Genomic DNA, 26,705 nt, shown 5'->3' on the forward strand with positions numbered 1-26,705 from the left:
TTGAGATATACTGCTGTCGCGGTTCCGGGGCTTTTTATACTGATCCTGCTGATTCCTCTGCCGCGGCCTTTGTTTGATACTCCCCGGTCCACGGTATTGCTGGATCGGGAAGATGGACTTATGGGTGCCAGGATTGCAGCGGATGAACAGTGGCGCTTTCCGCCGGAATCTCATATTCCGGATAAGTATAAGAGTTGTGTTATCCGCTTTGAAGATAAAAGGTTTTATTATCATCCGGGTGTGGATCTTCCGGCAGTGTTACGTTCCCTCTATATCAATATCAGGGCCGGTGAAGTATTAAGCGGAGCCAGCACTATCTCCATGCAGGTCATACGTCTTGCTCACCCCGAGCGTCCCCGGACAGTTCCTGTCAAGGCTCTTGAAGCCATGCAGGCCCTGAAACTGGAACTCCTTAATAGTAAGGAAGACATCCTTCTCTATTACGCTTCCAACGCACCCTATGGCGGGAATACGGTGGGTCTCTCTGCTGCGGCATGGCGCTACTGGAATAGAAACAGTGAGGAGCTCTCCTGGGCTGAATCTGCACTCCTTGCAGTTCTTCCCAATGCCCCCTCACTTATGCATCCCGGAAAGAATCGAGACCTTCTGATTGAAAAAAGGAATAATCTTTTAAAATCACTGGCTTCCAGGGGAGAACTTGATGACCTGAGCCTCTCTTTGGCTCTTGAGGAACCTTTACCGGAAAAGCCGCTGCCACTACCATCTATGGCTCCCCATCTACTTCAAAGAGTTATCCTTGAGAAGGGTGAAGGGCTGCTGCAGAAGAGCACCCTGGATCGTTCTCTTCAGGCCACAGTACAGAAAGAGGTCATGCGTCATAGCAGGAGTCTCAGTTACCGGGGTATCTACAACGCAGCCGTTCTGGTAGCAGATCTGGAGAGTGGAGATGTTCTTGCCTATGCAGGAAACAGTCCTGATGACGGCAGCAGTATACATGGTCATTCTGTTGACATTATTACTGCATCCAGAAGTACCGGGAGCCTTCTTAAACCCATCCTTTTTGCCTTAAGTCTGCAGGACGGATTGATTCTTCCGGATCAGATGATAAAGGACACTCCAGTCTCCTTCGGAACCTATTCACCTGAGAATTTTCATCACAGTTTTGATGGGGCTGTTCCGGCATCAAATGCCCTGATCCGCTCCCTCAATGTGCCTTTTGTGTATCTTCTGCAGGACTATAATTATCACCGTTTTCACAGTGAATTGAAGGCTATGGGATTATCCCTTCCACAGCCGGCAGATCATTACGGGCTTGCTCTTATTCTAGGGGGAGCAGAATCTTCACTCTGGGAGCTCACCGCACTCTTTGCCGGGTTAGGACGGAGGGTGAAGAACCCTGATGACAAGGCACCTTTTTTTGATCTGCGGTATGATCCTGATAATGAACCGGTCCATCGTGAGCTTGATTCTCCTGATGCCGCTTCTTTGTGGTTTACCTTTGAAGCCATGAAAAACCTTGTGCGCCCGGAAGCTTCATGGGAATATTTTCAGAACTCTCGGGATGTAGCCTGGAAAACGGGAACCAGTATGGGAGGACGGGATGCCTGGGCAATAGGAGTTACTCCCAGGTATGCGGTAGGTGTCTGGGTAGGAAATGCTGATGGTGAAGGCCGGCCCGGCATAAATGGTCTGAAGGCTGCAGCTCCTCTTCTCTTTGATCTGATTCGGCAATTACCCTTTGATCCATCAAATGATCAGGACTGGTTCAACAGATCTCTTGATGGAATGCAGCTGGAGAAAATTTGTACGGTCAGCGGGTATAAAGCCGGTCCGAACTGTCCCTTTGAAGAACGGCTTATACCTATCAAGGGAGTCAGTACAGTAACCTGTCCCTACCATACTCTTATTCATCTGGATAAGGAGGGGGTATATCGGGTCGATAGCCGTACAAGTTCTGTACGTGATATGACGCATCTGAACTGGTTTGTGCTGCCACCTGTCCAGGAGTATTATTATCGCCGTATCCATAACAATTATATTCCTCTACCGCCGTTTAAGGGGAATGTGGAACAGGGTCGGGGTATCTCTTTCATATATCCTCCCTCTGATGCTGCTGTAGTTAAAATACCGAGGCTTTTTGATGGTGAAATGGGAGAAGTTGTCTTTGAAGCTGCCCTTAGAGACAATCAGAGCTTGTTATACTGGCATTTGGATGGAAATTACATCGGATATACAAGATTTAATCATCAGATGGGAATACAGTCTGAACCAGGTACGCACCGGGTCAGTATTGTTGATGAGAAGGGAAACAGTGCAGAGAGGCTGTTTGAATTTTCTGAGTGAAGTATGTAATTAGCCTGGGTTTATAATTCCTTATTGTTTATATTTTAGTATTGTTTAGAGAGCAATTGAGTGGGAAATCATATGAGTAATAAAATATTAGATCCGGAATTTTATAGTATCACCAGGGAAATCATGAAAAATGAAGATGTACAGAAGCTGGGTCATATCAATCATCATGGGCAGAGTATTCTTCACCACAGTCTTAAGGTGTCATTTGTTTCATGGAAATGGGGACGTCGTCTGAATATGGATGCTGTCTCTCTGGCCAGAGGGGCCTTACTTCATGATTTCTTTTTATATGACTGGAATAAGGTTTGTATCTATCCGGACCGAAAGTTTTACGAAATCCATAAGAGACATGGTTTTACTCATCCCTTGACAGCTCTCAATAATGCTGAGAAAAGATTCAAGTTAAACAGGAAAGAGCAGGATATAATACGCCGCCATATGTTTCCCCTGACACTTATTCCTCCCCGATATCCGGAAAGCTGGCTGGTTATGATTATTGATAAACTGGTATCAATCGGCGAAATACCTCACTATCTTCAATATCTTAAAAATAGATAAAATATCGTCAGGCTTTACTTATTTCACTATACTGAACAGATTCTGATTATGAAATCCTTTCGAAATTTACTTTGGAAGTCGAAGTCATTTTCCGGGAGTTTCGCTGTAATTACCGGGTGGGATCATAAATGAAGGATATCCCTTTTTCCTTCTCCAAATATGCATTCAAGTCCAATAAAACGGAAAAAGCTTAAATCTATGTCAATTCATGTCCTTTAGACAGGTAAAGGTATATTGTAATGTACCTATGTTTTACTGATATAATAGATACTACTAAATTCTAAATAAATATATGGAGAAAATAAAGATATGAGTAATGATAAACCAGATGCTGCTGAGGAAGATTTCGCAGCACTTTTTGAAGACAGCTATTCCGCGATAGAATCAATGGAGCCCGGACAGGCCATAGAAACAGACATTGTTTCAATTTCAGGTGACAGTATTTTTCTGCAGTTAAGCGGAAAGAGTGAAGGTGTCCTTGAAAAAGAGGAGTTGACCGATAAAGACGGAACTCTTTCTGTTAAAGAAGGGGATCGGATCAAGGTTTACTTTCTTCAGGCAAAGAACGGTGAAATGCAGTTCACTACTAAAATCAGCGGCAATAAGGCCGGACAGGCCATTTTGGAGAATGCTTTCAACAGCGGAATACCCGTTGAAGGTGTTGTTGAAAAAGAAATTAAAGGTGGATTTGCAGTAAAAATCGGTGAATCCAGAGCCTTCTGCCCTTATTCTCAGATGGGTCAGAAACGTGTTGAGAATGCTTCTGAATATGTTGGTAAACATATGACCTTCAAAATAATGGAACATAGTGAGAATGGCCGCAATATTCTTGTTTCAAACAGAGCGATTCTTGAAGAAGAGCATAAGAAACAGGTTGAAGTACTTAAAAAGAAATTAAAAGAGAAGATGGTTATAAAAGGATCTGTTACACGGGTTCAGGATTTTGGTGCCTTTGTGGATCTTGACGGCGTTCAGGCTCTTCTGCCTATTTCTGAGATCAGTAGAAGCCGAGTGCATGATATTAATAAAGTTATTACTGTGGGACAGGAAGTTGAAGCTTCTATTATAAAACTGGACTGGCAGAGCGAGCGTATTACTCTGAGTATGAAGGCTCTTCTTTCCGACCCCTGGGATGATGCAAAAAATAAATATAAAGCTGACTCAAAACATAGCGGAACTGTAGTTCGTATTACCGATTTCGGTGCTTTTGTAAATCTGGAACCAGGTCTGGACGGACTTATTCATATTTCTGATCTTAAAACAGATTCCAGAGATGATAATCCCGAGGATATTCTGAAACAGGGACAGACCCTTTCAGTACAGATTAACAGCGTTGATGTTGAGAGAAAGAGAATCTCTTTGAAACCTGTTTCTATGACTGAGGAATCAGCTGAGTACAAGAAGTATCTTGAACCGGAAACTGATACCTACAATCCCTTTGCAGATCTGTTAAAGGACAAGGCAAAGAAGACTAAAAAGAAATAAAAAAGATAGAGCGCCCTAAAAGATCAGCAGAGTTACTGTCAGAAGGCCCAGATAAGCCAGATGCAGTCTGTTGGTCCAGGGAATGCTCAGTCTTTCAAAGCGTGCTACAAGGCCGTGTGCCTTTACTGCGATAGGAAAGAACAGGAATATCATCAGTGTCTGAATCGGATAGATATGCAGCACTGTATAGAGAACTGTCAACGCAAAACTTCCAAATACAAGTATGTCAAAAAGTTTCAAACTGGCTCTGCTCCCTATCAGGGTGCTGAGAGTTCCCATACTCAATCTCTTATCTCTCTTGAAATCCCTCATTTCATTACTGAGCATCATTGCCGGAACCAGCATGCTGATGGGCATACCTATAATTATGGGATACCAGCTGAGAGTACCTGAAAAAGGGTAGTAGGCTCCCAGCAGCATAAGAGGGCCCATAAGAATAAAAGAGAGTATGACACCCAGTCCTTTGGTCTTATAGACAAAGGGCTCTCCTGTATACGCATATGAGCCGATTATTCCTGTCAGACCGATGGCAAGCATTTTCCAGTCAGTAATATATATCAGATAGATCCCGATCAGAGCGGCCAGGCCCAATGCCGCCAGTCCGGAAATAAATACGAAAATATCAAAGACTGATCTGTTCTGTCCCAGAAAACGAAACTTCTTTATAGATGGATCTTTATATTTGAATGAACCTTCAAAATAGTCATTTATAAGATTCGCTCCCGCCTGGGATGCCAGTCCGGCAATTGTGATAAGTAATACAAGGATAATCGTCCTCAGTGAGGATGGATCTTTCATAGTCCCATCCCGGTAGGCCGCTATAATTCCGATATTGGTAGCCCCAAGAGCGAGAGTCAGTGAGAGGACTCTGAGAGCAGTTATAAATTCTTTAAACCAGGTACTTATATTATTATATGAAATTGACATAGGCTGATAATAGGGAATCCGGAGCTTTCTGTAAATAGTGTTATGCCTTTATAGAATTTTGATCTTTTTGATCTCCTGAAAATGTCTGTTCTGATCTAAATGAAAATGTTATATTTCGACTGAAATTACATTATTTGAATATGGAGATAACCTTGAAAAAACTATGGATCATTCCACTACTGGTAACAGCACTAGCTTTTGCCTCCTGTGAAAAAAAAACTTCTACTGTCGTAGAGGATCGTAATACTGCACCTGAAGTTCTGTCCCTGAGTATCGGATTGATGCCCGCAGTGGATACGGCGCCGATTTTTCTTGCAAAGGAGAGAGGCTACTTTGATGAACTTGGTCTTGATCTGAGTATTACTATTTTTACCAATGCCCAGAACAGGCAGAGTGCCCTGCAGAGCGGTGAAATTGACGGAACCATGACAGATCTTGTAGCGGTGGCAGTCAATGTTTCAGGCGGTTTTGATTTCAAAGCCACCATGCTGACAGACGGTATGTTTCCACTTTTAGCTGTTCCCGGAGCAGCAGATAAGAAAGCATTGAAAGTGGGAATGATGGAGATCAGTGTATCCAACTTTCTTGTTGATCAGTGGATCGGATCTGATTATGAGATAGAAAAGGTTTATATAAACTCAATTCCCGCCAGACTCGAAGCCCTTGCTTCCGGGCAGCTGGATATGGGGCTTTTTCCCGAACCAATAGCTTCAGTTGGAGCCATGAAGGGACTTGAAAAACTGATCTATGAACCAGTTGATGGCTTCAGTCCTGATGTTATGGTTTTTACGGGTAATGCAATTAATAATAAGGCCGAAGCTGTTCAGCGCTTTCATATGGCTTATAATATGGCTATTGCTGATATACGCGGGTCAGAAGATGCAGCAAGGGATATTCTTATTAAATCAATTCCTAATCTTAAGCCTGGACTCCGGGATCTTATGAATCTGCCTGAATATCATGAAGCAAGACTGCCCGATGATGCATACCTGAACAGAATTATCAGCTGGACAAATGGAATTGTGGACCAGAAGCTTGATGTCTCTCCCTCGGATATGGTGGACAGGAGCTTTGTGAAGCAATAAACTCATAACCATGGTATATATCCGCAATCTGACCACACAGTACAGTTCTTCCCGGGGTATTTTTAACCTTAATCTGACCATTCCCCGTGGTGAGACCCGTGCAGTTATCGGCCCATCAGGTTGCGGAAAGACCACTCTTCTTCATACCATGGCCGGGCTGCTTAAGCCCGATTGCGGTTCAGTTGAGACCGGTGGTGAAACAGTCCGGATTGGTCTGGTGCAGCAGAAGGATGCTCTGTATCCCTGGCTTACGGCCCTCGATAATGTCCTGCTGGGAGTAGATCGAAAGAGCGGAGAGACTGAGGTTCAGGCGATGGATTTAATGGATGAGCTTGGAGTGGCAGAGACGGCTTCCCGTTATCCTTCGCGATTGAGCGGCGGTGAGAGGCAGAGGATTTCTCTGGCCAGAACATTGATACAAAGACCTGATCTTCTTCTTCTGGATGAACCGACAGCATCACTGGATGAGTTTTCCAAAGAAGCTATGCAGAATCTTCTTCTTCGTATTCAGACCCGGAATCCTGTGACAACTTTATTTGTTACCCATAGTATGGAAGAAGCACTCTTTCTGGGACAGGAAATTCTGGTCATGGGAGAGGGAAGAATTCATGCTGTTCACAAAAATCCGTTCTATCCTGATACTGCTGCTCGAGATCATAAGAGTTTCTATTCCGAAGTTCTGAAACTGCGGGAGTCTCTGAAAGAGGTGGCTGCTGTATGAAAAAGAAACTTTCAGCTCATCTCTATGGTTTGTTCATTATCCTGGTTCTCTGGTATATCCTGAGCTATTCGGTGGATCAGAGACTCATTCCACCTCCTCATGAAGTGCTTATACTATTCGGCTCTCTGGTAATGAAGGGGACCATTATACTCCATGCTTTATATAGTCTGATGAGGTTTGTATGCGCCATTCTTCTGGCTCTGCTGCCCGCCATTCCCCTTGGGATAGCAGCAGGAGTTCTTCCCCGTGCCGACCGTCTGCTGTCTCCGGTTGTGTATCTTCTTTTCCCACTTCCCAAGATCGCTTTTCTGCCGATTTTTATGGTCCTTTTCGGATTAGGTGATCTTTCCAAAATTCTACTGCTCTGGACAGTCATTGTCTTTCAGCTTCTTATTGCTGTACGGGATGGGGTAAAGAGCATTCCGGCGGAATATCATATTGCAGCAGATACTCTCGGACTTTCTCCTGGAAGAAAATTCTTGAAACTTTACTTACCAAGTACCATTCCCAGTCTATTCAGTGCCTTGAGAATCTCTGTAGGCATAGGGATGGCAGTACTCTTCTTTGCTGAGAACTATGCTACCAGTTATGGTCTTGGTTATTTCATTATGAACAGCTGGGTTATGATCAATTACCCAATGATGTTTTCGGGGATTCTTGCTCTGGGACTCTTATCTTATCTGTTACTAAGCTGTCTTGATATGATTGAAACACGGCTATGCCCCTGGAACGATTAGGCAGCTTCACTATTTCAATGCATAATGGGCCGCTTCATAACCGGCTATTTCCCCAAAGACCAGGGCATCGGTAAGGGAGTTTCCTCCCAGTCGGTCCATTCCGTGAATCCCGCCGGTTGCTTCACCGGCTGCATAGAGGCCTTCAAGAGGAGTGCCATTTGTATCAAGGACTCTGCTCTTCTCATCAATTGCCAGGCCTCCCATGCAGTAGTGAATCCCCGGAGTAACCTTGATGGCAAAGTAGGGAGGCGTTTCAAGAGGGACTCTGAGGTCTCTTCTGTGAAAGTCTTTATCTTCTCCATTTAGAACAGATAAATTCCATTTTTCAAGGCTGGAACTTAGAAACGAAGCAGGCAGGACAATCTGTTCTGCAAGTTCCCCGACTGTCTCTCCCTCTCTGGTCAGCTGGTTGCTGATATAGTATTCAGATGATTTGAGACTCTCCCTGACACTCTGGTCAAATATCAGCCAGGCAAATCTGTCTTTCTGATTCAGAATACTAGCACTCAGCTCTTCCCTGAAATCCATTTCGTCAGTAAAGCGCTGGCCCCTGCTGTTCAGGAGTATCCCGCCGTTTCCCCTGAGAGCTTCAGTGATCAGGATACTGAACTCAGGTTCGACTGTTGGATGAGTCTGAATTTCCCCCAGATCTATCATCTGAACCGGAAGGTTTTGTGTCAGGGTGATAAAGTCTCCTGTAGCACCGGCACTGTTGGTGGTGTGGAATGTCTTGAGATCAGGATTGAATCGGGCAACCATTTCAGGGCTTCCTCCGAAGCCTCCCGTTGCAATTATTACTGAATCCGCCAGAATCCTGTATTCTCTGCCGGTCTGGTTTTTAACCAGTACCTGTAGTTTCTTTTTTGAACGGGTTATGGAGAGAGCTCTATTTTCTACACGTATATCAATCTCATTTTCTCTGACAGTTTTATACAGAATAGAACTGATTTCACGTCCTACAGGTGAACCTCCTGATGGACGGTAGGTTCTGCTGCTGCTGTGCCCTGCAAGGAGTCCCCGGTCTTCCATATCAGCTCCCATGGCTTTAAGATCCGACAGAGCTTCTGAACTCTTTTCTCCCAGAATTTTTATAAGACTGCTGTTTCCTATATATCCCCCGGCCTCCCGGGTATCCTGAATATAATCATCAAGATCATCTGTATCCATTACAGCATTGAATCCGGCAGTGGCCTTATTGCTGTTCCCACCGGGATAGGACATTTTTTCAAGCAGGATAATATTGTCTGTATACTTTCTGCTCTCTATGGCGGCTCTCATTCCAGCTGCACCTGCACCGATAATCACAACATCTGTCCTTTCCGGCAGATGCCCTGGAGAAATTACAATAATAAATACTGAGAGGATTATCAGGAATGCGGCAGTAAGGCCCCTCATTTTTTCCTCTTTAATCTATAGTAATGCTGGGGTCTTCCCACTTTTCCATATTGGAGTGAGACATCCAGTAGATCCTGTTTTTCCATAAAGTCCAGATAGCGTCTTATTGTGACTCTGGCCATCCCGAGCTTCTCTCCCATCTCTTCGGCGGTAAAGAAGTCAGTCATCAGAGATATCTCTCCTCTAACCATTTCATAGGTTTTGTAACTCATTCCTTTATCCAGGTCATTGTTCTGCACAGGAGAGTGTTCACTATCTCTCTGAAAGACCCTGTCCAGGCTCTCCTGGTTAAATTCTCCACTGCTGCTGATAGAGTGGAGAATATTCTGTGCTTCCTCCAGTGCAATACTGAAGCGCTCAAAGGTAAAAGGTTTTACAAGATAGTCCAGGGCTCCCAGATGAGTTGCACGCTCCACAGTTTCCTGGCTGTTGTCAGCGGTGATAAAGATAACCTGTATAGCAATTGCTTCATTGCGTATCCACTGCAGAAGATCGGGACCTCTTCCTGAAGGGAAATAGACATCAAGCAATAGAAGATCATATGAGTTCTCAATAAGCATTTTTTTCGCTTCTTCCGGGTCTATCGCAATATCACAATCCATTACAAACGGGAGTTTTCTTGCAAATTTCATATTGATCTGTCCAACCATGGGATCGTCTTCGACTATGAGAATATTCATTATATTTCCTTCCTGTTAACGAGGGGGAGTCTTACAGTAAAACGAGTATCCCCCGGAACTGACTGAATTTCGATTGTTCCGGCTGCACGAAGAATCCTCTTCCTGATAAGGTAGAGACCAATTCCCCTGTCAGGCCCCTTTGTACTGAATCCTTTCTGAAAGACCTGTTCCTGATCTTCTATTCCCGAACCTGTGTCTCTGATCTGTAGTGTAAGCCATGATGAACCTTCATGAATCCTCACTCTGATAGATCCTCCGCTGACATTACTCAGTTCTTCCAGGCTGTTCTCAATAAGATTACCCATAATCAGATTGATCATATCAGTCATTCCGTTACCGGTTCTGAGAATACTTGAATCATCCACATAGAAACCCGTTTTCTGTTCCTGTGATTTATTATATTTTCCAAGAAGCAGACCAGCCACTGAGGGGTCTTTAATTCTGCTGCCCAGTTTCACGGTCATCTCTTTTCTTTTATGACTTATTCCATTGATAAACCCGATGGCCTCATCATATTCCTGCAGCTGGATCAAACCTGATATGGTGTGGAGTTTGTTCAGAAACTCATGATTCTGTGCACGAAGTCCTTCATTGATCTGTCTTATTCCGGTCAGTTCTTCTGCTCTGGCCCTTACTTCTGTCAGATCTTCAATCAATACAGTCGCACCCAATACAGTAGAACCTTGATCTCCCAATATGGGTTCAAAATGGCTTTGAAGAGTCAGTCCTGTTGCTGTGATCAGTTCAGTATCCAGTGGATTTTTCTGATCCAGACATTCAAAAAACTCCTTGCCGAAGAAATACTGCTCCCCAGGACGATTTAGATCCGCATCAGTCATACCGGCAAGCTTTCTGGCAGAATCATTGAAATAGATGATTCTGCCATCCTGGTCAATGGTGATGATCCCTTCCTTCAGATTCTCAAGAGTCATGGCCCGCTGACCGAGAAGTCTAGAGATTTCACTTGGTTCCATTCCGTGCATCGATTTCTTTATATTGGATGAGAGTCGTCCGGAAGAGTAGAGACTTATAAATACGGCAAGGATCAGAAACAGAATCAGGGTCTCCTGATTCATCCTGATATCCTGATAGGCACGGCCGTTGAGCATCCCGGTAATAACCAGTCCAACAAGCTCACCCTGATAGTAGACAGGTGCAATGGCTTCAACCGAGGGAAGGGGATATGATTCTGTCTGTCTGATGGAAACGCCCTGCATAGGGTCTGAGAGTTTATCAAGGAGAAATTTATCTGATTCAGCACTGCCCAGGAATACCGGGTAGGTATGGGCATAGTATATTCCACTTTTATTGAGTACATGAATGTACTGGGTTCTGGTGGAGAGCTTAAGCTCTTCAGTCTTCCTCTGTATGGGAATACTCCCGTTGGAACGGGTGAGGTTATATTGTATGGATTCCATCTCTGAAATGGTTACTGCAAGATCACTTGCTGATAATTCCAGCTGATTTTTAAGGGTGCTGAACCACTGCAGGAATACTAATACACCGATGAGAATGATCATGGTGGTTGTGTAAATTCCAGAAGAGAGGGATATTTTCTGATTCAATTTCATCGTATTAAAGTATAGGCATAGAGCCGGTAAATAAAAAGGGGGCAGCTCAGCTGAGCTGTGCCGCCCCCCGAAGGAATAACTTAAATTATTTTATGTACGCGGCAGCCTGGGCTCCTGCAATTTGTCCATAAGTTGTGATATCAGCCATGGCGTTTCCACCCAGTCTGTTGGCTCCGTGAACTCCACCGGTAACTTCACCGGCTGCAAAGAGTCCACTGACCCATTCTCCGTCTTCTGTATAGACACGGGTCTCAGTATCAATTTTAAGACCACCCATTGTGTGATGAACTGCAGGACCGACTTCTACCATGTAGTAGGGTCCGGTTTCCAGTTTTCTGGGAAGGTCGGATCTGTCAAAGTCAGGATCAGATCCACCGTCTACATAGCTGTTGTACTGATTCACAGTTGCTTCAAGAGCAGCGGCATTCAGTTCCATCTTTCCAGCCAATTCGGCAATGGAAGCAGCTTCTGTAAGATATCCGGCTTTTGCATACTTCTCGATGGCTGAAAGAGATTCCCTGACTCCCTGATCAAAGAACAGGAAGGCTGTTTTTCCAGTCTGCTCAAGTTCTGCAGCAGAAACAACATCTCTTGTTTGCAGTTCAGATATGAAACGTACAGCATCTCTGTTTACAAGAATTGCACCGTTACCACGGACTGCTTCTGTAATCATCTTGTTTTTAACAGGAACAACTGTGGGGTGAGTCTGGATCTGCTCAATATCAACAAGTGCAACATTAAGAGGTCTTACCAGGTCAAAAGCATCACCTGTTGCACCGGGATGGTTTGTAGTTCCGAATCCTTTTAATTCAGGTTTAAAACGGACAACTTTTTCCTGACTGGCTCCGAATCCACCGGTAGCTACGATAACTGCTTTAGCAGTTATATGGTAGTTTCCATCTTCACTCTCAACATCAACACCGGTTACACCGTTTGCGTCAGAAGTGATGGCAACTACTTTACTGTTAGTTCTGATATCAGATACTTCTTCGGCAACCTTATCAAGTACGCTTACAATATGTGCACCTACACCGGCACCACCGGTGGGTCTATGTGTTCGATTGTTTGTGGCTCCACCAAGGCGGCCTACATCTGTAAGATCTGCACCCAGGGAGATCAGCCATTTAACTGTATCTGCAGAGTTCTGTGTCAGAACCTTTACCAGTTCAGGATTATTCAGGTTTTTACCACCCTTCATAGTGTCCTCATAAAACTGCTCTACAGAGTCTTCGATTCCCAGGGCAGCCTGCTGCTCGGTTTCAGCGGCATTAAGGCCTCCGGTTGCATAGTTGGTATTTCCACCTACAAAGGGCATTTTTTCAAGAACAATAACCCTGGCACCCGCATCTCCTGCAATTTTTGCCGCGGATAAACCTGCTCCACCTGCTCCGATGATAACGATATCTGTTGTCTCATCTTTTGCAGTAGATTTTGCATCTTTATTATCTGATATTGCTGCAGTATTTCCTGTAGCAGCCTTTGCCAGAGCACCGTTAATTGCAGCAAGCATGCCTGCTGAAGTTTCAGATGCACCGCTTACAGCGTCAATATCGCCGCTGTTGGCTTTAACAGCTCTTTCGATGAGAGTCTGAATTGGTTTCAGGCTGAATTCTGATTCGGGGTTCTCAACAACTTCGATTGACTGGATAGCTTTGCTGTCTACGGTTACGGATACCACGATGGTTCCACCGTGGCCCTGTCCTTCACCGGTATAAGTTCCAGCTGTATAAAGGTCTTTGCCTCCGCAGCTGATTAAAAGAAGTGATGCTGTCAGCAGCACACTCATTAAACGGATAAATGATTTCATTTGAACAATCTCCTGATTTATTAGATAAATAAATAACGAATTGAAAATACTACGAGTTGAATATTAAAACAATGTTTATATCCATTAAGTGCTTTATGGTCTTATTGTTCACAGATTATTGAAAATATTAGATTAGAGAATACCCTGAAACTCTTTTACTGATCTCTTATTAAAGGTAATATGAGTCAGTAAAGGTAATGTGAATCAATATTTAATAATGGATTGTTAAACTTGAATAAATTACAAATAGACAAGCTGAATAGAAAGGCCTTTGATATTATTTACAGTGATATTGAAAAGGCCGCAGCTCTGACAGAACAAGCAGTTTTATTGGCTGCAGATTTAAATTACACCATCGGTATCGCCTGGGGACAGTTGAACTCCGGACTTGTTGATATGGAGCGTGGACAGCTTGTAGAATCACTTGAAAAACTCAAACAGGCACAGCATATTTTTAATAAAATCGGAACAGATTTCAGAGCGAACGCTGCAGTCCTTAATTCTCTCGGACTTGTAAATATTCGCCTTGGTAAAATGAAGCAGGCATTTATACATTTGCAGGAATCTCTGGAATACTGCGAGATATATTCATTGAAATCCATGGAATATACAGCAATGAACTATCTGGGAATACTTCAGTACAAATCAGGCAGATACAATCAGGCCCTTCGATTCTTTCAGAACTCTATTAAATTAAAAACAGAAGACAAGACTGTGAATGTTTTAAACAATCTTGGCTGTACATACCGTGCCCTGGGGCAGAATGAAAAGGCTCTGGAATTTCTCAATAAGGCTTTATATCAGGCTGGAGAAGAGGGGATGATGGATGCCAGGATTGCCATATTGGAAGAGCAGGGACTGACATACGGTCAGATGAATGATTATAAACAGGGAATATTGAAACTGCAAAGTGCTCTTGATATCTGTGCCGGAAGTAACAGAAGACAGCGACCCGACCTATATATTCATATAGCCGAACAGTATTTAAAATTGAAAGATTACCATATGGCAGAAGATAATCTTCAAAATGCTGATGAGTTGATCAGTGATTCAAACAGAGTCAGTCACAGAGAAATATACTTACTTCTTTCTCAGCTTGAAGAGTTCAAAGGAAATGCCCCGGGAGCACTGGCTCAATATAAGCGATATCAGCAATTGACTGATTTAATGAAATCTGAGGATCTGGAAGAGAATCTCTGGCTCCTCGAAACAGAACAGCTCCGGAAAACAAATACAAGAGTTGCCGCTATCAGCAAAATGGGGCAGGAACTCACAGCCTTTCTTGAAAGGAGAGAAATTCTTAACACTCTTTCCAGGTCTTTTTTCAATCTATTCTCAATTGATGTCTGTGTCATAGGTGAAATACCTGATGGCGATGATTGTCTCCATGTCGATTTATATACATCCCCTGAAGAGATGAGTACCCTGGATTCACTTGAAATCAAAAATCCACGGGAGGTCATATCATGGGTTGCCGGGAATAACTCAGGATTGCTGATAAATGATATCGAAAAAGAGATCGGGAGATATATTTCTTCTTATGATAAGAATCTGCTGGCCCTCTCAGTTTCTTCTGTTCTATGCCTTCCATTTGAAACAGGATATGGGCGCGGAGCCATTGGAATTTACAGCAGTCAGAAAAATAAATTTAATGATGAGGACCGTGACTTTATGGAAATGCTCTGCTCCTTTGCAGCTATAGCATTGAACAATGCCTTTCAGGCGGAGACAATCAGAACAAAAAACAGAGAACTCACCATGCTCAACAGATATGACACCCTTACGGGTATATACAATAGAAACCACATCCTCTCAGTAATGGAGCAGGGCTGGAAGCAATGCAGGAGAACAGCTTCCTTTATCCATATTATGCTTCTTGACGCAGATCATTTTAAAAAAATCAATGATACATGGGGTCATGATGCTGGAGATGAATGTTTAAAAATGATAGGAACAGTACTGAGGGATAATCTGCAGCGCAGTTCTGACTCATATGGTCGATACGGCGGCGAGGAATTCCTGTTATCACTACAGGACCTGACAGTCGATGAGGCACTGGCTCAGGCCGAAAGAATTAGAGATACAATTGAAAATTTCTCAGTCACAATAGGCAGTAAAACCATTCGGCTAAGTGTAAGTATCGGTGTCTGCAGCATCATTCCCGGATTTGAAGACAAGAGCGTTTTAAATGATATAATCAAGGCTGCAGACAACTGTATGTACCGGGCCAAAGAAGAAGGCAGAAATCTTGTCCGATCTGTGATTTTAAAAGGGTTAAGATAAATATATGATGGAATTAGTTGATATAGATAGATTCATGGAACTCAAGGATAAAGTGCCTCATATAGATGTTCGTTCCCCCATAGAATTTGACCATGCCCATATCCCCGGTTGTGTAAATATTCCCCTTTTTACAGATGAAGAGAGGGCCAGAATCGGCTGGAGCTATAAACATGAGGGGAAGGAGGCTGCCACCGAACTTGGAGAGAGCTTTGCAGAACCTAATATTCCAAACTATCTCCAACAGGCTGAATCAATCACCGGTGTAGATAGACAAATACTGGTATTATGTGCCAGAGGCGGTTTGAGAAGCCTCCGTTTTGCATCGCTGCTGGAAGATGCCGGTTTTATAGTATTCAGACTGAAGGGCGGTTATAAAAGTTACAGAAGATCAGTTCTCAGTTCATTTGAAAAGAAACTTTCCCTTGTCATTTTAGGAGGAAGGACTGGCTGTGGAAAAACTGAAATTCTTGAAAAACTGGTGGAGTTGGGTGAACAGGTGCTGGATCTGGAAGCTCTAGCTAATCATAGGGGGTCTGCTTTCGGCTCTATCGGTATGGAGTCTCAACCTTCAACAGAGTATTTTCAAAACTGCCTTTCCGAAGAAATCAGAGCCTTTAATCCGGAACAGAGAATTTGGGTTGAAGACGAAAGTATGAATATAGGTAAGGTTCTCCTCCCTGCTATTCTATATGAACAGATGAGCCATTCTCCTCAGGTCCATGTTGAAATGGATCGTGACAGTAGAATAGAGAGACTATGCAGTGAATATGGGCAGTTGGGAATCAATCCTCTGGTAGAGGCAATTGAAAAGATACATATGAGACTTGGCGATGAGAATTACAGAAAAGCACTGAAAGCCCTGGAAAGGTCTGATCTTCAGGAAACAGCGTCCATAGTTCTCTGCTATTATGATAAATGCTACGATTACAGTCTTTCAAAGAAAACCCGGGATACCCTGGGGCAGGTTCACTTTGATAACGGAGATACCGCAAAAGCTGCTGATATAATTATGAAATTAATAAATAATTAAAAACCGGCTGAGGCAATTAAGAGCTGTTGAGCAGAGTCTTCTTTCTGTGATAGTTTTCAGCCAATGAACGCATTTAACACATTACCACTCTCAAGAGCTCTTCTTGATACAATTAAAGATCTTAACTATGAGGTTATGACTCCCATTCAGGAACAGAGTATTCCACCCATCCTGGAAGGAAAAGATGTTCTGGCACAGGCCAAAACAGGCAGCGGTAAAACTGCAGCATTCGGAATAGGTCTACTTGAAAATATGGATACCCGACGCTACAGGGTTCAGTCCCTGATTCTTTGCCCCACAAGAGAGCTGGCAGAACAGGTGTCTGATGAACTCAGGCGGCTGGCACGCTTTCAGCACAATATCAAACTTGTAAAAATTACCGGTGGATTTCCTATGCACAAGCAGGAACATTCTCTCAGCCATCAGGCTCATATTGTTGTAGGAACACCAGGGCGTGTGCAGAAACTCCTTCACAGAGGCTCTCTGATTCTTGATGAGCTGAAAACTCTGGTTCTCGATGAAGCTGACCGTATGCTTGATATGGGTTTTATAGATCAGATTAACGATATAATAGGCTTTGCTCCTCCCGAAAGACAGACTCTATGCTTCTCAGCTACCTTTCCTGATGATATAAGAGCCCTCAGTTTGTCTGTAATGAATAATCCCGTTGAAGTCACAGTGGAATCCCAGCATAAAGACACTGTTATCGAGCAGCATTTTTATGAAATGACTCCTCAGGTCAGAGGAGAAGGCATTATTTCTATTCTGGATAAACACCGTCCGGAATCATGTCTGATTTTCTGTAATACAAAGGATGCCTGCCGACGAGTTGAAGAGGAGCTGAAAAATGCCGGTCTTCACTGTCTGGCCATTCATGGTGATTTGGAACAGAAAGAACGTACCGAAGTTCTTATCCGCTTTTCCAACGGCAGCAGTAGAATCCTTGTAGCGACCGATGTGGCCGCCCGTGGACTTGATATTTCAGAACTTGGTGCCGTTATCAACTATGATCTCCCCTTTGAAACCGAAACCTATGTCCACCGTATCGGAAGGACAGGGCGGGCCGGTTCCGAAGGATTGGCATTCTCCCTCATGAGATCCAAAGAGATGTACAGACTGGAGCTTATCAATGAATTTACTAAGAGTCATTACCAGCCGGAAAGACTGGATTTCACAGAACTGAAAGATCCTTCAGCTCTGGCTGCCGAAATGGTTACTCTCTCCATAAACGGCGGGAGGAGAAATAAAATAAGCCCCGGTGATATTCTGGGAGCACTCACCGTGAAAGACGGTATTCCAGGAACTGAAGTTGGTAAGATCGACCGCCTGGATTACATTACATTTGTAGCCGTAAGACGGGACAGTGCGGAACGGGCTTTTAAAATTCTGGACAACGGAACAATTAAGGGTCGTTCTTTCAGAGCCATGAATCATGAAGTCTGAAAGAACATAGTATGTCAAAAATCGAGATCATCCATTGTGATCTCGACAAACTGATACTCAAGTTCCGGATCAAGTGTCAGAGAGAATGAAAATGTATCATCTTCGGCATCCATCCCCTGAATATCATAATCCACCTCTGCATTGCTGTTGAACAGGAGCACTGAAACAGATGCTCCCGGCTGCAGAGTTGTTTCACTGTCCATAAAATCAATTCCGTACATCTCAGAATCTGATGGAGACATAAAAAGATAGTAGAGCTCCAGACCTGTCTCATTAATAATTTCAAGTCCGATAAGTTCTTCTTCAAGAGAATCCAGATCAATCTCATCTGATTTTGATGTTTTATTAATTACAATTTGGGCGGCATATTCGTCAGTTATTGATTCTTCATAAATCTCATAAACATTTCCTGATGTATCGATGGCCATGAAATCAAAACTATCTGTTTCATTGGGATAGGAGATGAAAAACTCGATACTTCCTTTGGAAGAGAGAGTTCTGGAATCTCCAAGAACATCAGGTCCCCAGTATTCACTGTCAGCAGGTGAGAAGAAAAGGTAAATAATATCTTCTCTGGTATTATTTATAAATTCAATGGTATTAAAGAACTCTGACTGTGCCCAGAGAGTTGAACTCAGCATCACCAATACTATAAAGGTCAAATATCTTTTCATTTTTTACTCCTTAGAAAAATAATAGTATTCCGCATTAATAAATTCTAAATATAGAATATATTATAGATTGAACTTTTCGAAATACAATCAGGACATTATGGAATGTAATCTTCATTATTTAAACAGTATCAATCGAGTTATCGATTATATGGAAGAATATCTGCAGTATGATCTGAGCTGACCAGGGTAGATATCTGCATACCTGTAAAGAAGTTTTAGGAGAGCTGTATGAGTTATATAAAATTAAATACTGAGAATATTGAAAATGAACATATCTGCTGTGCTATCTCGGATAAAAAATGCCGGGAAGGGTATGAATTGAAGAAGCAGTGGCTGGGCAGAGAATTCTCAAATGGTCACAGCTTTAAACGTCTTGATGAGCGGGCTAAAGTCTTTATGGAATACAGTCCTGCTGAGACTGCCTGGGTTCCCGTAGCTGCTCCTGACTACATCATGATAGGCTGCTTCTGGGTATCGGGAAAGTATAAAGGTCAGGGTCATGGAAAAGCTTTATTAAGGCAGGCTGTAGAAGAAGGAACTGACCAGGGGAAGGCAGGCCTGGTAACTGTGGTTGGTAAAAAAAAATATCATTTTATGAGTGATACTAAATGGCTCCTGAAACAGGGATTCATAGAGTGTGATTCAAATGAAGCAGGGTTCAGTCTATTATATTTACCCTTCAGAGATGAAGCTGTTCCTCCCCGTTTTAATGAATCTGCAAAAACAGGGGAGTGTCCTGATAAAGAGGGCTATGTTGTCTACTATTCCAATCGTTGTCCCTTTACTGAGTTTCATATAAAAGAGTCATTGACAGATACTGGACAGAAAAGGAACATTAAGTTCAAAGTGATAAAGTTGGAGACTTTAAAGCAGGCTCAGAACTCTCCCACACCGGCAACGATCTTTTCCCTCTTTTCTCAGGGGAAGTTTGTAACAACTGACCTCAGTGTCTGTATGGACAGCCGCTTTGATAAGATCGTGAATAAATAATCCTTTTAGTTTATTATAGGCCCGAGTTATTATTTGAAGTTTATCAAAGAATGAGGCCTGCTTATGTTCGATGAAGAAATATGTTTTAAATATAATTGGAGAGGGTATCAGGAGCGTGTGCTCCAGGAGATTGAAACTCACCTCTCGGATAATAAACTGCATATCATTGCTCCTCCCGGTTCCGGAAAAACAGTACTTGGACTGGAGGTTGTCCGGCAGCTGAACAAAAGGACCCTGATCCTTTCACCCACAATCACCGTCAGAAATCAATGGATACAGCGCTTCGTGGAGCTTTTCAGTAATAATAAATTTACAGATTATTCCTACTCCCTGAAGGATCCTGCAGGTCTGACTTCAGCCACCTACCAGGGCCTGCACAGTGCTATATCAGGCAAGAATATTCCTCTTGAAGAAAGTGATGATATGCAGCTGGAAGCTGAAGTAACACCGGATTTTGATTTGATGAAGACCTTGAAAGAGAATAATATTCAGGTCGTAGTTCTGGATGAAGCACATCATTTAAAAACTGAGTGGTGGAAAAGTATTATCAAACTTGTTTCTGTGCTGGGAGATATTAAAATAATATCCCTTACAGCCACACCTCCCTATGACAGCACTGCAGTAGAGTGGGATCGATATATGCAGCTATGCGGTCCGGTAGATGCTGAAATCTCAGTTCCCGAACTTGTAAAAGAGAAGAATCTCTGTCCTCATCAGGATCTGATATATTTTTCCGAAGCCAGTGATCAAGAGCATCAGTCTATTGATCAGTTTTATACAAAGATTGACGAAGTGATGAATGAAATTGTAAATGACCCCGATTTGGAGGCTCTGCTGGCCTCCCACAACGTGGTGTGTGAACCGGAAAAATATCAAACTGTCATTTATGAAAATATTGAATACTATGCTTCCCTTGTTATTTTCCTTAACAGCAGAGAGAACAACTCTTTTACTGAACTGGTGAAAGTTCTGGGACTCTCCAGGAAGAAAATTCCAGGATTAAGCGGTGAGTGGATGGAGATCCTTTTAAGCAATGCCATATATAAAGATGCAGAACTTAAAAATCAGCCCTTGATAAAAGAGATCAGAATAAAACTCAGAGAAAACTCAGCAATTGAGAATAAAAGAGTGGTTCTCAGGATTAAGCAGGATTTCAATCGTCTTATGAGCAGCAGTATTTCAAAGTTTAGAAGTATCCGGGATATAGCTGATTACGAGTATGAAACACTGGGTGAAAAACTGCGTCTGGTGGTCCTTTCTGATTATGTCAGGAAAGAGGCCCTGAAAAGTAATCAGCAGCTTGATAAATTCGGGGTCATCCCTATTTTCAAATATCTTGTTGATTCAGAAACAGCTAAAAGCAGTGAGTATCGCAGTAAAATTGCAGTACTCAGTGGCTCTATCTGCATCATACCGGACAATATACAGGCTGCAGTCTATGAGATTGCTGCCGTTTATGGTCTTTCGGAAAATGATATTAAATTGAACAGCCTTCAGCTTCAGAAAGGATTTTCAGAGCTGAGCCTCTCTTCTTCCAGGAAGAATGCAACTGTCAGCATAATTACCGATCTTCTGACACAGGGGTATATCAATGTTATTGTTGGGACAAAGTCTCTTCTGGGAGAGGGCTGGGACTGTCCCGCAATAAACTCACTGGTTATGGCCACATTTGTGGGTTCCTATATGCTGTCCAATCAGATCAGGGGGAGGGCTATCAGGACTGATAGGGCTGACAGTCACAAAACATCCAATATCTGGCATCTTATGTGTCTGGATACAAAGAATAGATTCAATAATTATGATAAGGATCTTCTTGAGCAGAGATTCAAATGTTTTACGGGTCTGGATAATGAAAATGAACTTATCTGTAATGGTACCGAACGTCTTCATCTAAAAGACTTTGAATTCAGAAAACTGGATGTTAAGAGATTAAACGATCAGATGAAGGATCAGGCAGCCGAGAGAGGAAATCTTTACAATAGCTGGTTTAAGGCTATTGATGCATCATCGGACGGTAGAATTGTTAAAGAGTTAAAGACCTCAAAAGAGAATATCAACAGAACTTATATCTTTCGGAATACATTGAAATATCTTTGTCTCCAGGGGATTGCAGCCAGTTTCCTATTTGTAATGGAGCTGTATTCATCTGCCATAAAATCCCTGCTGCGGGGTTCCTTTCTATCATTGAAAAATCTTTCCAGTATTGCCGTACTCTTAAGTATCGTTTTTATTCTGAGTATAATGAAGTCATCAATTAAAGCTGTGATCCTTTTTTTCCGCCATGGATCGGTGGAGCGCAGCTTCAAGCAGATTGCACATGCTGTTATCAATACAATGGTGGATCTTGGAATGATTGAAAATCCGAAGGCTCTTACAATAAATACAGACACAGCATCAGATGGAACTGTCTATTGCAGTCTGAGACATTGCACATCTTATGAACAATCTCAATTTCTAAAAGCCATGGAAGAAATTGTGGAGCAGGTCGATAAACCACGCTACATTCTGAGCAGAGAAAATAGATTTCCTGTTAAAACCCTGGATTATCATGCTGTTCCATCTCTGTTTGCTGTGAATAAGGATAAAGCAGTATTATTTCATAAACATTGGCAGAGAGTAATGGGAAAATCAAAACTCTATTATACAAGGAATCAAGAGGGTCGAAGTATTCTTGTTAAAGCCAGATCCAGTTCTTTATCATCATACTTTATAGGGAGAACAGAAATTACTGATAGCTGGAAAGCATAAGTAATTGTGCTGCAAAGCTACTCTTCAGTCATCATTTCGTAAATTCTGATGCTGTCTATATAGGGATTTGTCTCGGCAAGTTTCACAGCTTCATCCATGCTGTCAGCCTCAATAATATTGTACCCTGTGATTGAATCTCCCTCTAAAGGAAGATCCTTTGTCCCTGCAATTGATATTTCTTTATATAATTACGAGTTAATCAGGCGTAAAATTCTATAGTTTTCTTATATGTCTCAGTATCGAAATAGACTTCATCACGCAAAGGATGGAGTTTTTTTTGTCTGATTCTATAGATCTGATATATAAAAAGAGCGGCATTAGCTGCCAGTGAAACAATACTTACAATAAGAAATGCTCTGGGGTTATGTGTCGTTCGTACAGGAGCAATGCGGTCTGCAAAGCTGGGGACGGTCATTACAAACATAATCCAGAAGGCAAGTGTTGAGGCTCTGTGCTGCAGCCAGGCACCCTTTTTAATCCAGAATGCGGGTATTGTACAGGCTAGAAGCAGTGTCAGTCCGCAGTAGAAAGAGTGATCGGCTATACAGTTGTATGTATAGGAAAAGTTCCACAGGTCATAGGCAATAATCCAGGCCCAGATCATATCTGGCCAGATCATGTCTTTTGTCTTATCTTTTGATATTATAATACCCGCCCATCCGCAGATGGTTAGAATATTCAGAATCCCTGCAATACCATTTATAATATTCCAGGGACCGGACATAACAAATAAATTATCGATATAGGCACCATTCCATGCTGCGAATCCATAACACTGAAAGTCTCTCAGACAGGCTTCAAAAATATTCAGTGCCAGAATAAAAGGAGGGAAGGCCAGAGCCCATTTCTTTTTGGAAAGACCCGGAATAAAACGAATAGCCATAAATCCCAGACATCCTGCCAAAGCAGAATAAGTCTTTACCCAGTTAAACCATGTTCCTGTACCGTATTCATTGCCGGGAGCAGCAGTTGTAGGCCAGACAAATATTGTCAGTACTACAGGAACAACAAAGAACAGAGCAATTCCACCCCATTTTGTTGTTCTTCCCAATTCATTAAATGCCATCAAGGCAAACAGTACAAAAAGCATAATTGCCCAGTTTTCAATACCGGGAACATCATAAAGACCCATCGATTTTCTTCCTCTAAATTATCTTATTTCATTTTATTATTGTCCTGCTGAAATCAATTGAAATATGTTTCAGCAGGCAATAATTTCTTTTATCATAAATTCTCTGCCGGCAGTAATTATACAATTATTACCGGAACAGTGAGGACAGCTTTCCTGATGTTCAATTGGATTGAAATCATTATGGCAGTCATTACATCGGGCAAGGCCCGGGAGAATTTCAATTCGCAGATTCGTTGCTTCCAGCAATGTTCCGTCTACGGCCGCAGGATAACAGGATTCAACATATCTCGGTATCATAGAAGAGAGTTCACCGATCTGCAGCACAAGTGTGTCGACAGTAGTCAATGAATTGATTCTTACGATTTCTTCAACTTTTTTCACTATGTCTATAACGACACCTAATTCGTGCACTTTATATCTCCCTAGACCCTTGAAAATGCTTTACTGATTGCTTTCAGCGGCTTATTCACAGCAATTTTTATCTGTCGTTTAATCACATATTTGACAACTTCAGGCTTCAGATCATCAAGATCAACTCCTTGTTTGTCATATTTCTTAACAAGGGAGATGGCATCAAACTTACATTTTGTTGTACAGACTCCGCAGCCGATACACATGTATTCATCAACAACTGTAGCTCCGCATCCAAGACAGCGCTCGGTCTCTTTTTTGATCTGATCTTCAGTAAACGTTCCTCTCAGATCTTTGAATGTCTCTTTTGAATCCTTGGCAGATACATGAGCAGTTGTTTCTCTGGGGATTTTGTCATATCCGCCGAGATCAAGACTGTCCTTATCGAATGAGCGGTAATCACGAATGGTTCTACCTATAAGAAGATCCTGACCGGGCTGAACATAGCGGTGGATGGATATAGCTGCTTCTTTTCCTATGGCAATGGCATCTATAGCGAAACGGGGACCCGTGAGGGCATCACCACCGGTAAAAATATCTTCTTCTGCAGTCTGAAGAGTTTTAGGATCGGCTTTGATCGTATTGTTAGGATTTAATTCAACCTTGCTGTCTGTAAGGATTTCTCCCCACTCGATAGACTGACCTACAGAGATAAGAACATTATCTGTTTCCACTGTCATGATGTCATTTTCATCATAAGAAGGACTGAATCGACCGTTCTCATCAAATACAGAGAGGCATTTTCTAAACTCTACCGCTTTAACTTTTCCTTTTTCTGTCAGTACTCGAACAGGACCCCAGGAGTTATTTATTTCAATTTCTTCGGCAAGTGCTTCTTCAATCTCTTCATCCAGGGCAGGCATCTGTTTCCTGTTTTCAAGACAGAACATATCGACCTTTTCAGAACCGACTCTGACAGCCGTTCTGGCCACATCGATAGCAACATTGCCACCGCCGATTACAATAGTTTTTCCCTTCAGCTCTGTTGATTCTCCAAGGTTAACGCTGCAAAGGAAGTCTACTCCGCTGATAACGCCTTCGGCATTTTCACCTTCGATTCCCAGTTTGCGGCCGGCCTGGGCTCCGATAGCCAGGAAGAAAGCTTCATAGCCCTGAGAGCGAAGTTCTTTCAGGCTGATCTCAGATCCAACTTCAATACCGGTTTTAAATTCGACACCCAATTCTTTGAGTACATCAATTTCAGCATTGACAACCTCTTTTTCCAGTCTGAAAGAGGGAATGCCCAGAGTCATCATTCCACCGAGGGCTTTCTGTTTTTCAAAAACTGTTACTTTATAGCCGTCAATCGCCAGGTAGAAGGCACAGGAGAGTCCTGCAGGACCGGCACCGACCACAGCAATCTTTTTACCATAGTCATGTTTTATACGGGGCAAAAATCGGCTGTCGCTGTTGAGTTCTTTCTCTGCGATGAACTTCTTGATGTCATCGATGGCGATGGGATCATCAATATCACCACGGGTGCAGGCAGATTCACATTTACGGGGACAGATTCTTCCACATACTGCGGGGAAGGGATTTTCCTCTTTGATAAGTTCCAGAGCTTCTTTATAGTGCCCCTGTGAGGCCAGTTTGATGTAACCCTGGATACCAATATGTGCAGGACACTCAGCCTTACAGGGGCTGCTGCCTTCATCACTGACTACTTTTCTATTGGTCCGGTAATCGGGATTCCATTTATCAGCACCCCATTCACTGTTGTGAATCTTTTCCTGTTTTTTAGGAGCCGGAACAACTTCGGAACAGATTTTCTGTCCGAGGGTCAAAGCATTGGTGGGACAGTTTTCAACACATTCCCCGCAGGCTACACATTTCTCAGTATCAACTTCAGATACATAATTGGAGCGGGTCATATCAGGATTGGACCAATGGCTGGCCAGCCTCATATTAAAACAGCCGCAGCCACAGCAGTTACATATAGCATGTGTTTTACCCGGACCGTCCAGGTTGGGGATGGAGTGCATCAGACCGTTATCTTCAGCTTTCTTAATAACTTCGACAGCTTCTTCTCTGGTTATTTCCTTTGCTCTTCCTGTACGAATATAGTACTCCGCAGCATGACCCATCTGAATACAGATGTCTTCTTTCAAGTGTCCGCATCCCTCTCCCATGGCTTCCCTGGATGTTCGGCATGCACAGTCTGATAGTGAAAAGATGGTATTCTCTTCCAGATATTTTGATACTTCTTCAAATGAGGCAGTTTTGGTGTTGCCATCAATAGCTTTTTCAATAGGAATAACCCGCATGGGGCCTAGTCCAACAGGGAATTTACCGACTCCCATAGGGCCTTTCTTCAGTCCATAGGCATCAAAGGCTCTCGCAATCTGAGGATATTTTTTTACATTCTCCTTATGATTGACCATCATTTCCATGTGTCCGGGAACCCATATTTCAATCCAGTATTTATCAACACCATCAATCTCATTGACAAATGCCATACCGGCGTCAGCAATTTCCCAGAGGAGTTCTGCTGTTTTTTCAACAGATTTACCACAAAGTGGTGCAACTTCTTCGGCGGTCATGGGCTGTCTTAATTCAAGGTGGAGGGCAACTTCGGCCATCTCATCAGTGATTACAGGCTCCATAATCAGATATTCCGGATGATCTGCTTTGATCTCCAGTTTTGATCCTCTTTTTGTTCTGCTGATTTTATTTGCAAGATCCAGTAATAATTCGCTGGCCATTTAATTCCCCTTA

At 42.8% G+C, this 26,705-nt stretch carries 20 protein-coding genes; 11 read left to right on the forward strand and 9 right to left on the reverse strand.

All coding sequences use genetic code 11. The features are described from left to right. From pbpC to rpsA, 3 genes are all read left to right on the forward strand, one after another. Window positions 1–2,304 (forward strand): penicillin-binding protein 1C, encoded by a 2,304-nt coding sequence (gene pbpC, locus DV872_RS10185; RefSeq protein ID WP_147283148.1) that lies wholly within the window; start codon window positions 1–3, stop codon window positions 2,302–2,304. Between the two features lie 81 nt (window positions 2,305–2,385). Next, the gene (locus tag DV872_RS10190; protein ID WP_114629826.1) at window positions 2,386–2,871 is read left to right on the forward strand and encodes an HD domain-containing protein; all 486 of its coding nucleotides are present in this window, start codon (window positions 2,386–2,388) and stop codon (window positions 2,869–2,871) included. A gap of 309 nt (window positions 2,872–3,180) precedes the next feature. Further along, on the forward strand, window positions 3,181–4,356 hold the full coding sequence (rpsA, locus tag DV872_RS10195; RefSeq protein ID WP_114629827.1) for a 30S ribosomal protein S1: 1,176 nt from the start codon (window positions 3,181–3,183) through the stop codon (window positions 4,354–4,356). Window positions 4,357–4,371: 15 nt separating this feature from the next. On the opposite strand, the gene DV872_RS10200 is transcribed toward rpsA, so the two are convergent. Continuing rightward, window positions 4,372–5,283, reverse strand: a complete 912-nt coding sequence (locus DV872_RS10200; RefSeq protein WP_114629828.1) for a prenyltransferase — start codon at window positions 5,281–5,283, stop codon at window positions 4,372–4,374. Window positions 5,284–5,435: 152 nt separating this feature from the next. On the opposite strand from DV872_RS10200, the gene DV872_RS10205 reads away from it, so the two are divergent. The 3 genes from DV872_RS10205 to DV872_RS10215 are packed head-to-tail and all read left to right on the forward strand — an operon-like array spanning window position 5,436 to window position 7,826. Further along, window positions 5,436–6,368 carry an ABC transporter substrate-binding protein gene (locus tag DV872_RS10205; RefSeq protein WP_158546913.1) on the forward strand — a complete coding sequence of 311 codons (933 nt, stop codon included), beginning with the start codon at window positions 5,436–5,438 and terminating at the stop codon, window positions 6,366–6,368. Window positions 6,369–6,378: 10 nt separating this feature from the next. Then, window positions 6,379–7,089, forward strand: coding sequence for an ABC transporter ATP-binding protein (locus tag DV872_RS10210; protein ID WP_114629830.1), 711 nt, complete (start codon window positions 6,379–6,381; stop codon window positions 7,087–7,089). Next, entirely contained in the window at window positions 7,086–7,826 is a 741-nt protein-coding gene (locus tag DV872_RS10215; protein ID WP_114629831.1) for an ABC transporter permease, read from the forward strand. The genes DV872_RS10210 and DV872_RS10215 overlap by 4 nt, the downstream gene beginning before the upstream one ends. A 9-nt stretch (window positions 7,827–7,835) precedes the next feature. On the opposite strand, the gene DV872_RS10220 is transcribed toward DV872_RS10215, so the two are convergent. From DV872_RS10220 to DV872_RS10235, 4 genes are all read right to left on the reverse strand, one after another. Then, window positions 7,836–9,221, reverse strand: coding sequence for a flavocytochrome c (locus DV872_RS10220; protein ID WP_114629832.1), 1,386 nt, complete (start codon window positions 9,219–9,221; stop codon window positions 7,836–7,838). Continuing rightward, a complete protein-coding gene (locus tag DV872_RS10225) occupies window positions 9,218–9,901 on the reverse strand; it encodes a response regulator (RefSeq protein ID WP_114629833.1) in 684 nt (227 codons plus the stop codon). The genes DV872_RS10220 and DV872_RS10225 overlap by 4 nt, the downstream gene beginning before the upstream one ends. Further along, window positions 9,901–11,472, reverse strand: a complete 1,572-nt coding sequence (locus DV872_RS10230) for an ATP-binding protein (protein ID WP_114629834.1) — start codon at window positions 11,470–11,472, stop codon at window positions 9,901–9,903. The genes DV872_RS10225 and DV872_RS10230 overlap by 1 nt, the downstream gene beginning before the upstream one ends. A gap of 85 nt (window positions 11,473–11,557) precedes the next feature. Then, entirely contained in the window at window positions 11,558–13,279 is a 1,722-nt protein-coding gene (locus tag DV872_RS10235; RefSeq protein WP_114629835.1) for a flavocytochrome c, read from the reverse strand. A 231-nt stretch (window positions 13,280–13,510) separates the two neighbouring features. On the opposite strand from DV872_RS10235, the gene DV872_RS10240 reads away from it, so the two are divergent. The 3 genes from DV872_RS10240 to dbpA all read left to right on the forward strand — a co-directional run bounded on the left by DV872_RS10240 (window position 13,511) and on the right by dbpA (window position 18,035). Further along, window positions 13,511–15,562: a sensor domain-containing diguanylate cyclase gene (locus DV872_RS10240; protein ID WP_114629836.1), complete on the forward strand. Its 2,052-nt coding sequence runs from the start codon at window positions 13,511–13,513 to the stop codon at window positions 15,560–15,562. Window positions 15,563–15,566: 4 nt separating this feature from the next. Then, a complete protein-coding gene (gene mnmH / locus DV872_RS10245) occupies window positions 15,567–16,592 on the forward strand; it encodes a tRNA 2-selenouridine(34) synthase MnmH (RefSeq protein WP_114629837.1) in 1,026 nt (341 codons plus the stop codon). Window positions 16,593–16,655: 63 nt separating this feature from the next. Further along, a complete protein-coding gene (gene dbpA / locus DV872_RS10250; RefSeq protein WP_114629838.1) occupies window positions 16,656–18,035 on the forward strand; it encodes an ATP-dependent RNA helicase DbpA in 1,380 nt (459 codons plus the stop codon). 14 nt (window positions 18,036–18,049) lie between these two features. Here dbpA and DV872_RS10255 read toward each other — a convergent pair whose 3' ends face one another. Further along, window positions 18,050–18,709 carry a hypothetical protein gene (locus DV872_RS10255; protein ID WP_114629839.1) on the reverse strand — a complete coding sequence of 220 codons (660 nt, stop codon included), beginning with the start codon at window positions 18,707–18,709 and terminating at the stop codon, window positions 18,050–18,052. A 228-nt stretch (window positions 18,710–18,937) separates the two neighbouring features. Here DV872_RS10255 and DV872_RS10260 point away from each other — a divergent pair, with 228 nt between their 5' ends. Continuing rightward, window positions 18,938–19,699: an N-acetyltransferase gene (locus tag DV872_RS10260; protein ID WP_114629840.1), complete on the forward strand. Its 762-nt coding sequence runs from the start codon at window positions 18,938–18,940 to the stop codon at window positions 19,697–19,699. A 63-nt stretch (window positions 19,700–19,762) separates the two neighbouring features. After that, window positions 19,763–22,447, forward strand: a complete 2,685-nt coding sequence (locus DV872_RS10265; protein WP_114629841.1) for a DEAD/DEAH box helicase family protein — start codon at window positions 19,763–19,765, stop codon at window positions 22,445–22,447. Between the two features lie 199 nt (window positions 22,448–22,646). On the opposite strand, the gene DV872_RS10270 is transcribed toward DV872_RS10265, so the two are convergent. From DV872_RS10270 to DV872_RS10280, 3 genes are all read right to left on the reverse strand, one after another. Further along, a complete protein-coding gene (locus DV872_RS10270; RefSeq protein WP_114629842.1) occupies window positions 22,647–23,579 on the reverse strand; it encodes a DUF5692 family protein in 933 nt (310 codons plus the stop codon). A 69-nt stretch (window positions 23,580–23,648) separates the two neighbouring features. Further along, on the reverse strand, window positions 23,649–23,990 hold the full coding sequence (locus tag DV872_RS10275; protein WP_114629843.1) for a hydrogenase maturation nickel metallochaperone HypA: 342 nt from the start codon (window positions 23,988–23,990) through the stop codon (window positions 23,649–23,651). A gap of 11 nt (window positions 23,991–24,001) precedes the next feature. Then, window positions 24,002–26,692, reverse strand: a complete 2,691-nt coding sequence (locus DV872_RS10280) for an FAD-dependent oxidoreductase (protein ID WP_114629844.1) — start codon at window positions 26,690–26,692, stop codon at window positions 24,002–24,004. Window positions 26,693–26,705: the final 13 nt, after the last annotated feature.

It is taken from the genome of Oceanispirochaeta sp. M1, assembly GCF_003346715.1.
Lineage (GTDB): Bacteria > Spirochaetota > Spirochaetia > DSM-2461 > DSM-2461 > Oceanispirochaeta.

What these genes read in the sequence shown, in the direction of transcription:
- DV872_RS10190 (WP_114629826.1), top strand. Translation starts at nt 2,386, where the DNA reads ATGAGTAATAAAATATTAGATCCGGAATTTTATAGTATCACCAGGGAA.
- rpsA (WP_114629827.1), top strand. Translation starts at nt 3,181, where the DNA reads ATGAGTAATGATAAACCAGATGCTGCTGAGGAAGATTTCGCAGCACTT.
- DV872_RS10200 (WP_114629828.1), bottom strand. Translation starts at nt 5,283, where the DNA reads ATGTCAATTTCATATAATAATATAAGTACCTGGTTTAAAGAATTTATA.
- DV872_RS10210 (WP_114629830.1), top strand. Translation starts at nt 6,379, where the DNA reads ATGGTATATATCCGCAATCTGACCACACAGTACAGTTCTTCCCGGGGT.
- DV872_RS10215 (WP_114629831.1), top strand. Translation starts at nt 7,086, where the DNA reads ATGAAAAAGAAACTTTCAGCTCATCTCTATGGTTTGTTCATTATCCTG.
- DV872_RS10220 (WP_114629832.1), bottom strand. Translation starts at nt 9,221, where the DNA reads ATGAGGGGCCTTACTGCCGCATTCCTGATAATCCTCTCAGTATTTATT.
- DV872_RS10225 (WP_114629833.1), bottom strand. Translation starts at nt 9,901, where the DNA reads ATGAATATTCTCATAGTCGAAGACGATCCCATGGTTGGACAGATCAAT.
- DV872_RS10230 (WP_114629834.1), bottom strand. Translation starts at nt 11,472, where the DNA reads ATGAAATTGAATCAGAAAATATCCCTCTCTTCTGGAATTTACACAACC.
- DV872_RS10235 (WP_114629835.1), bottom strand. Translation starts at nt 13,279, where the DNA reads ATGAAATCATTTATCCGTTTAATGAGTGTGCTGCTGACAGCATCACTT.
- mnmH (WP_114629837.1), top strand. Translation starts at nt 15,567, where the DNA reads ATGATGGAATTAGTTGATATAGATAGATTCATGGAACTCAAGGATAAA.
- dbpA (WP_114629838.1), top strand. Translation starts at nt 16,656, where the DNA reads ATGAACGCATTTAACACATTACCACTCTCAAGAGCTCTTCTTGATACA.
- DV872_RS10255 (WP_114629839.1), bottom strand. Translation starts at nt 18,709, where the DNA reads ATGAAAAGATATTTGACCTTTATAGTATTGGTGATGCTGAGTTCAACT.
- DV872_RS10260 (WP_114629840.1), top strand. Translation starts at nt 18,938, where the DNA reads ATGAGTTATATAAAATTAAATACTGAGAATATTGAAAATGAACATATC.
- DV872_RS10265 (WP_114629841.1), top strand. Translation starts at nt 19,763, where the DNA reads ATGTTCGATGAAGAAATATGTTTTAAATATAATTGGAGAGGGTATCAG.
- DV872_RS10270 (WP_114629842.1), bottom strand. Translation starts at nt 23,579, where the DNA reads ATGGGTCTTTATGATGTTCCCGGTATTGAAAACTGGGCAATTATGCTT.
- DV872_RS10280 (WP_114629844.1), bottom strand. Translation starts at nt 26,692, where the DNA reads ATGGCCAGCGAATTATTACTGGATCTTGCAAATAAAATCAGCAGAACA.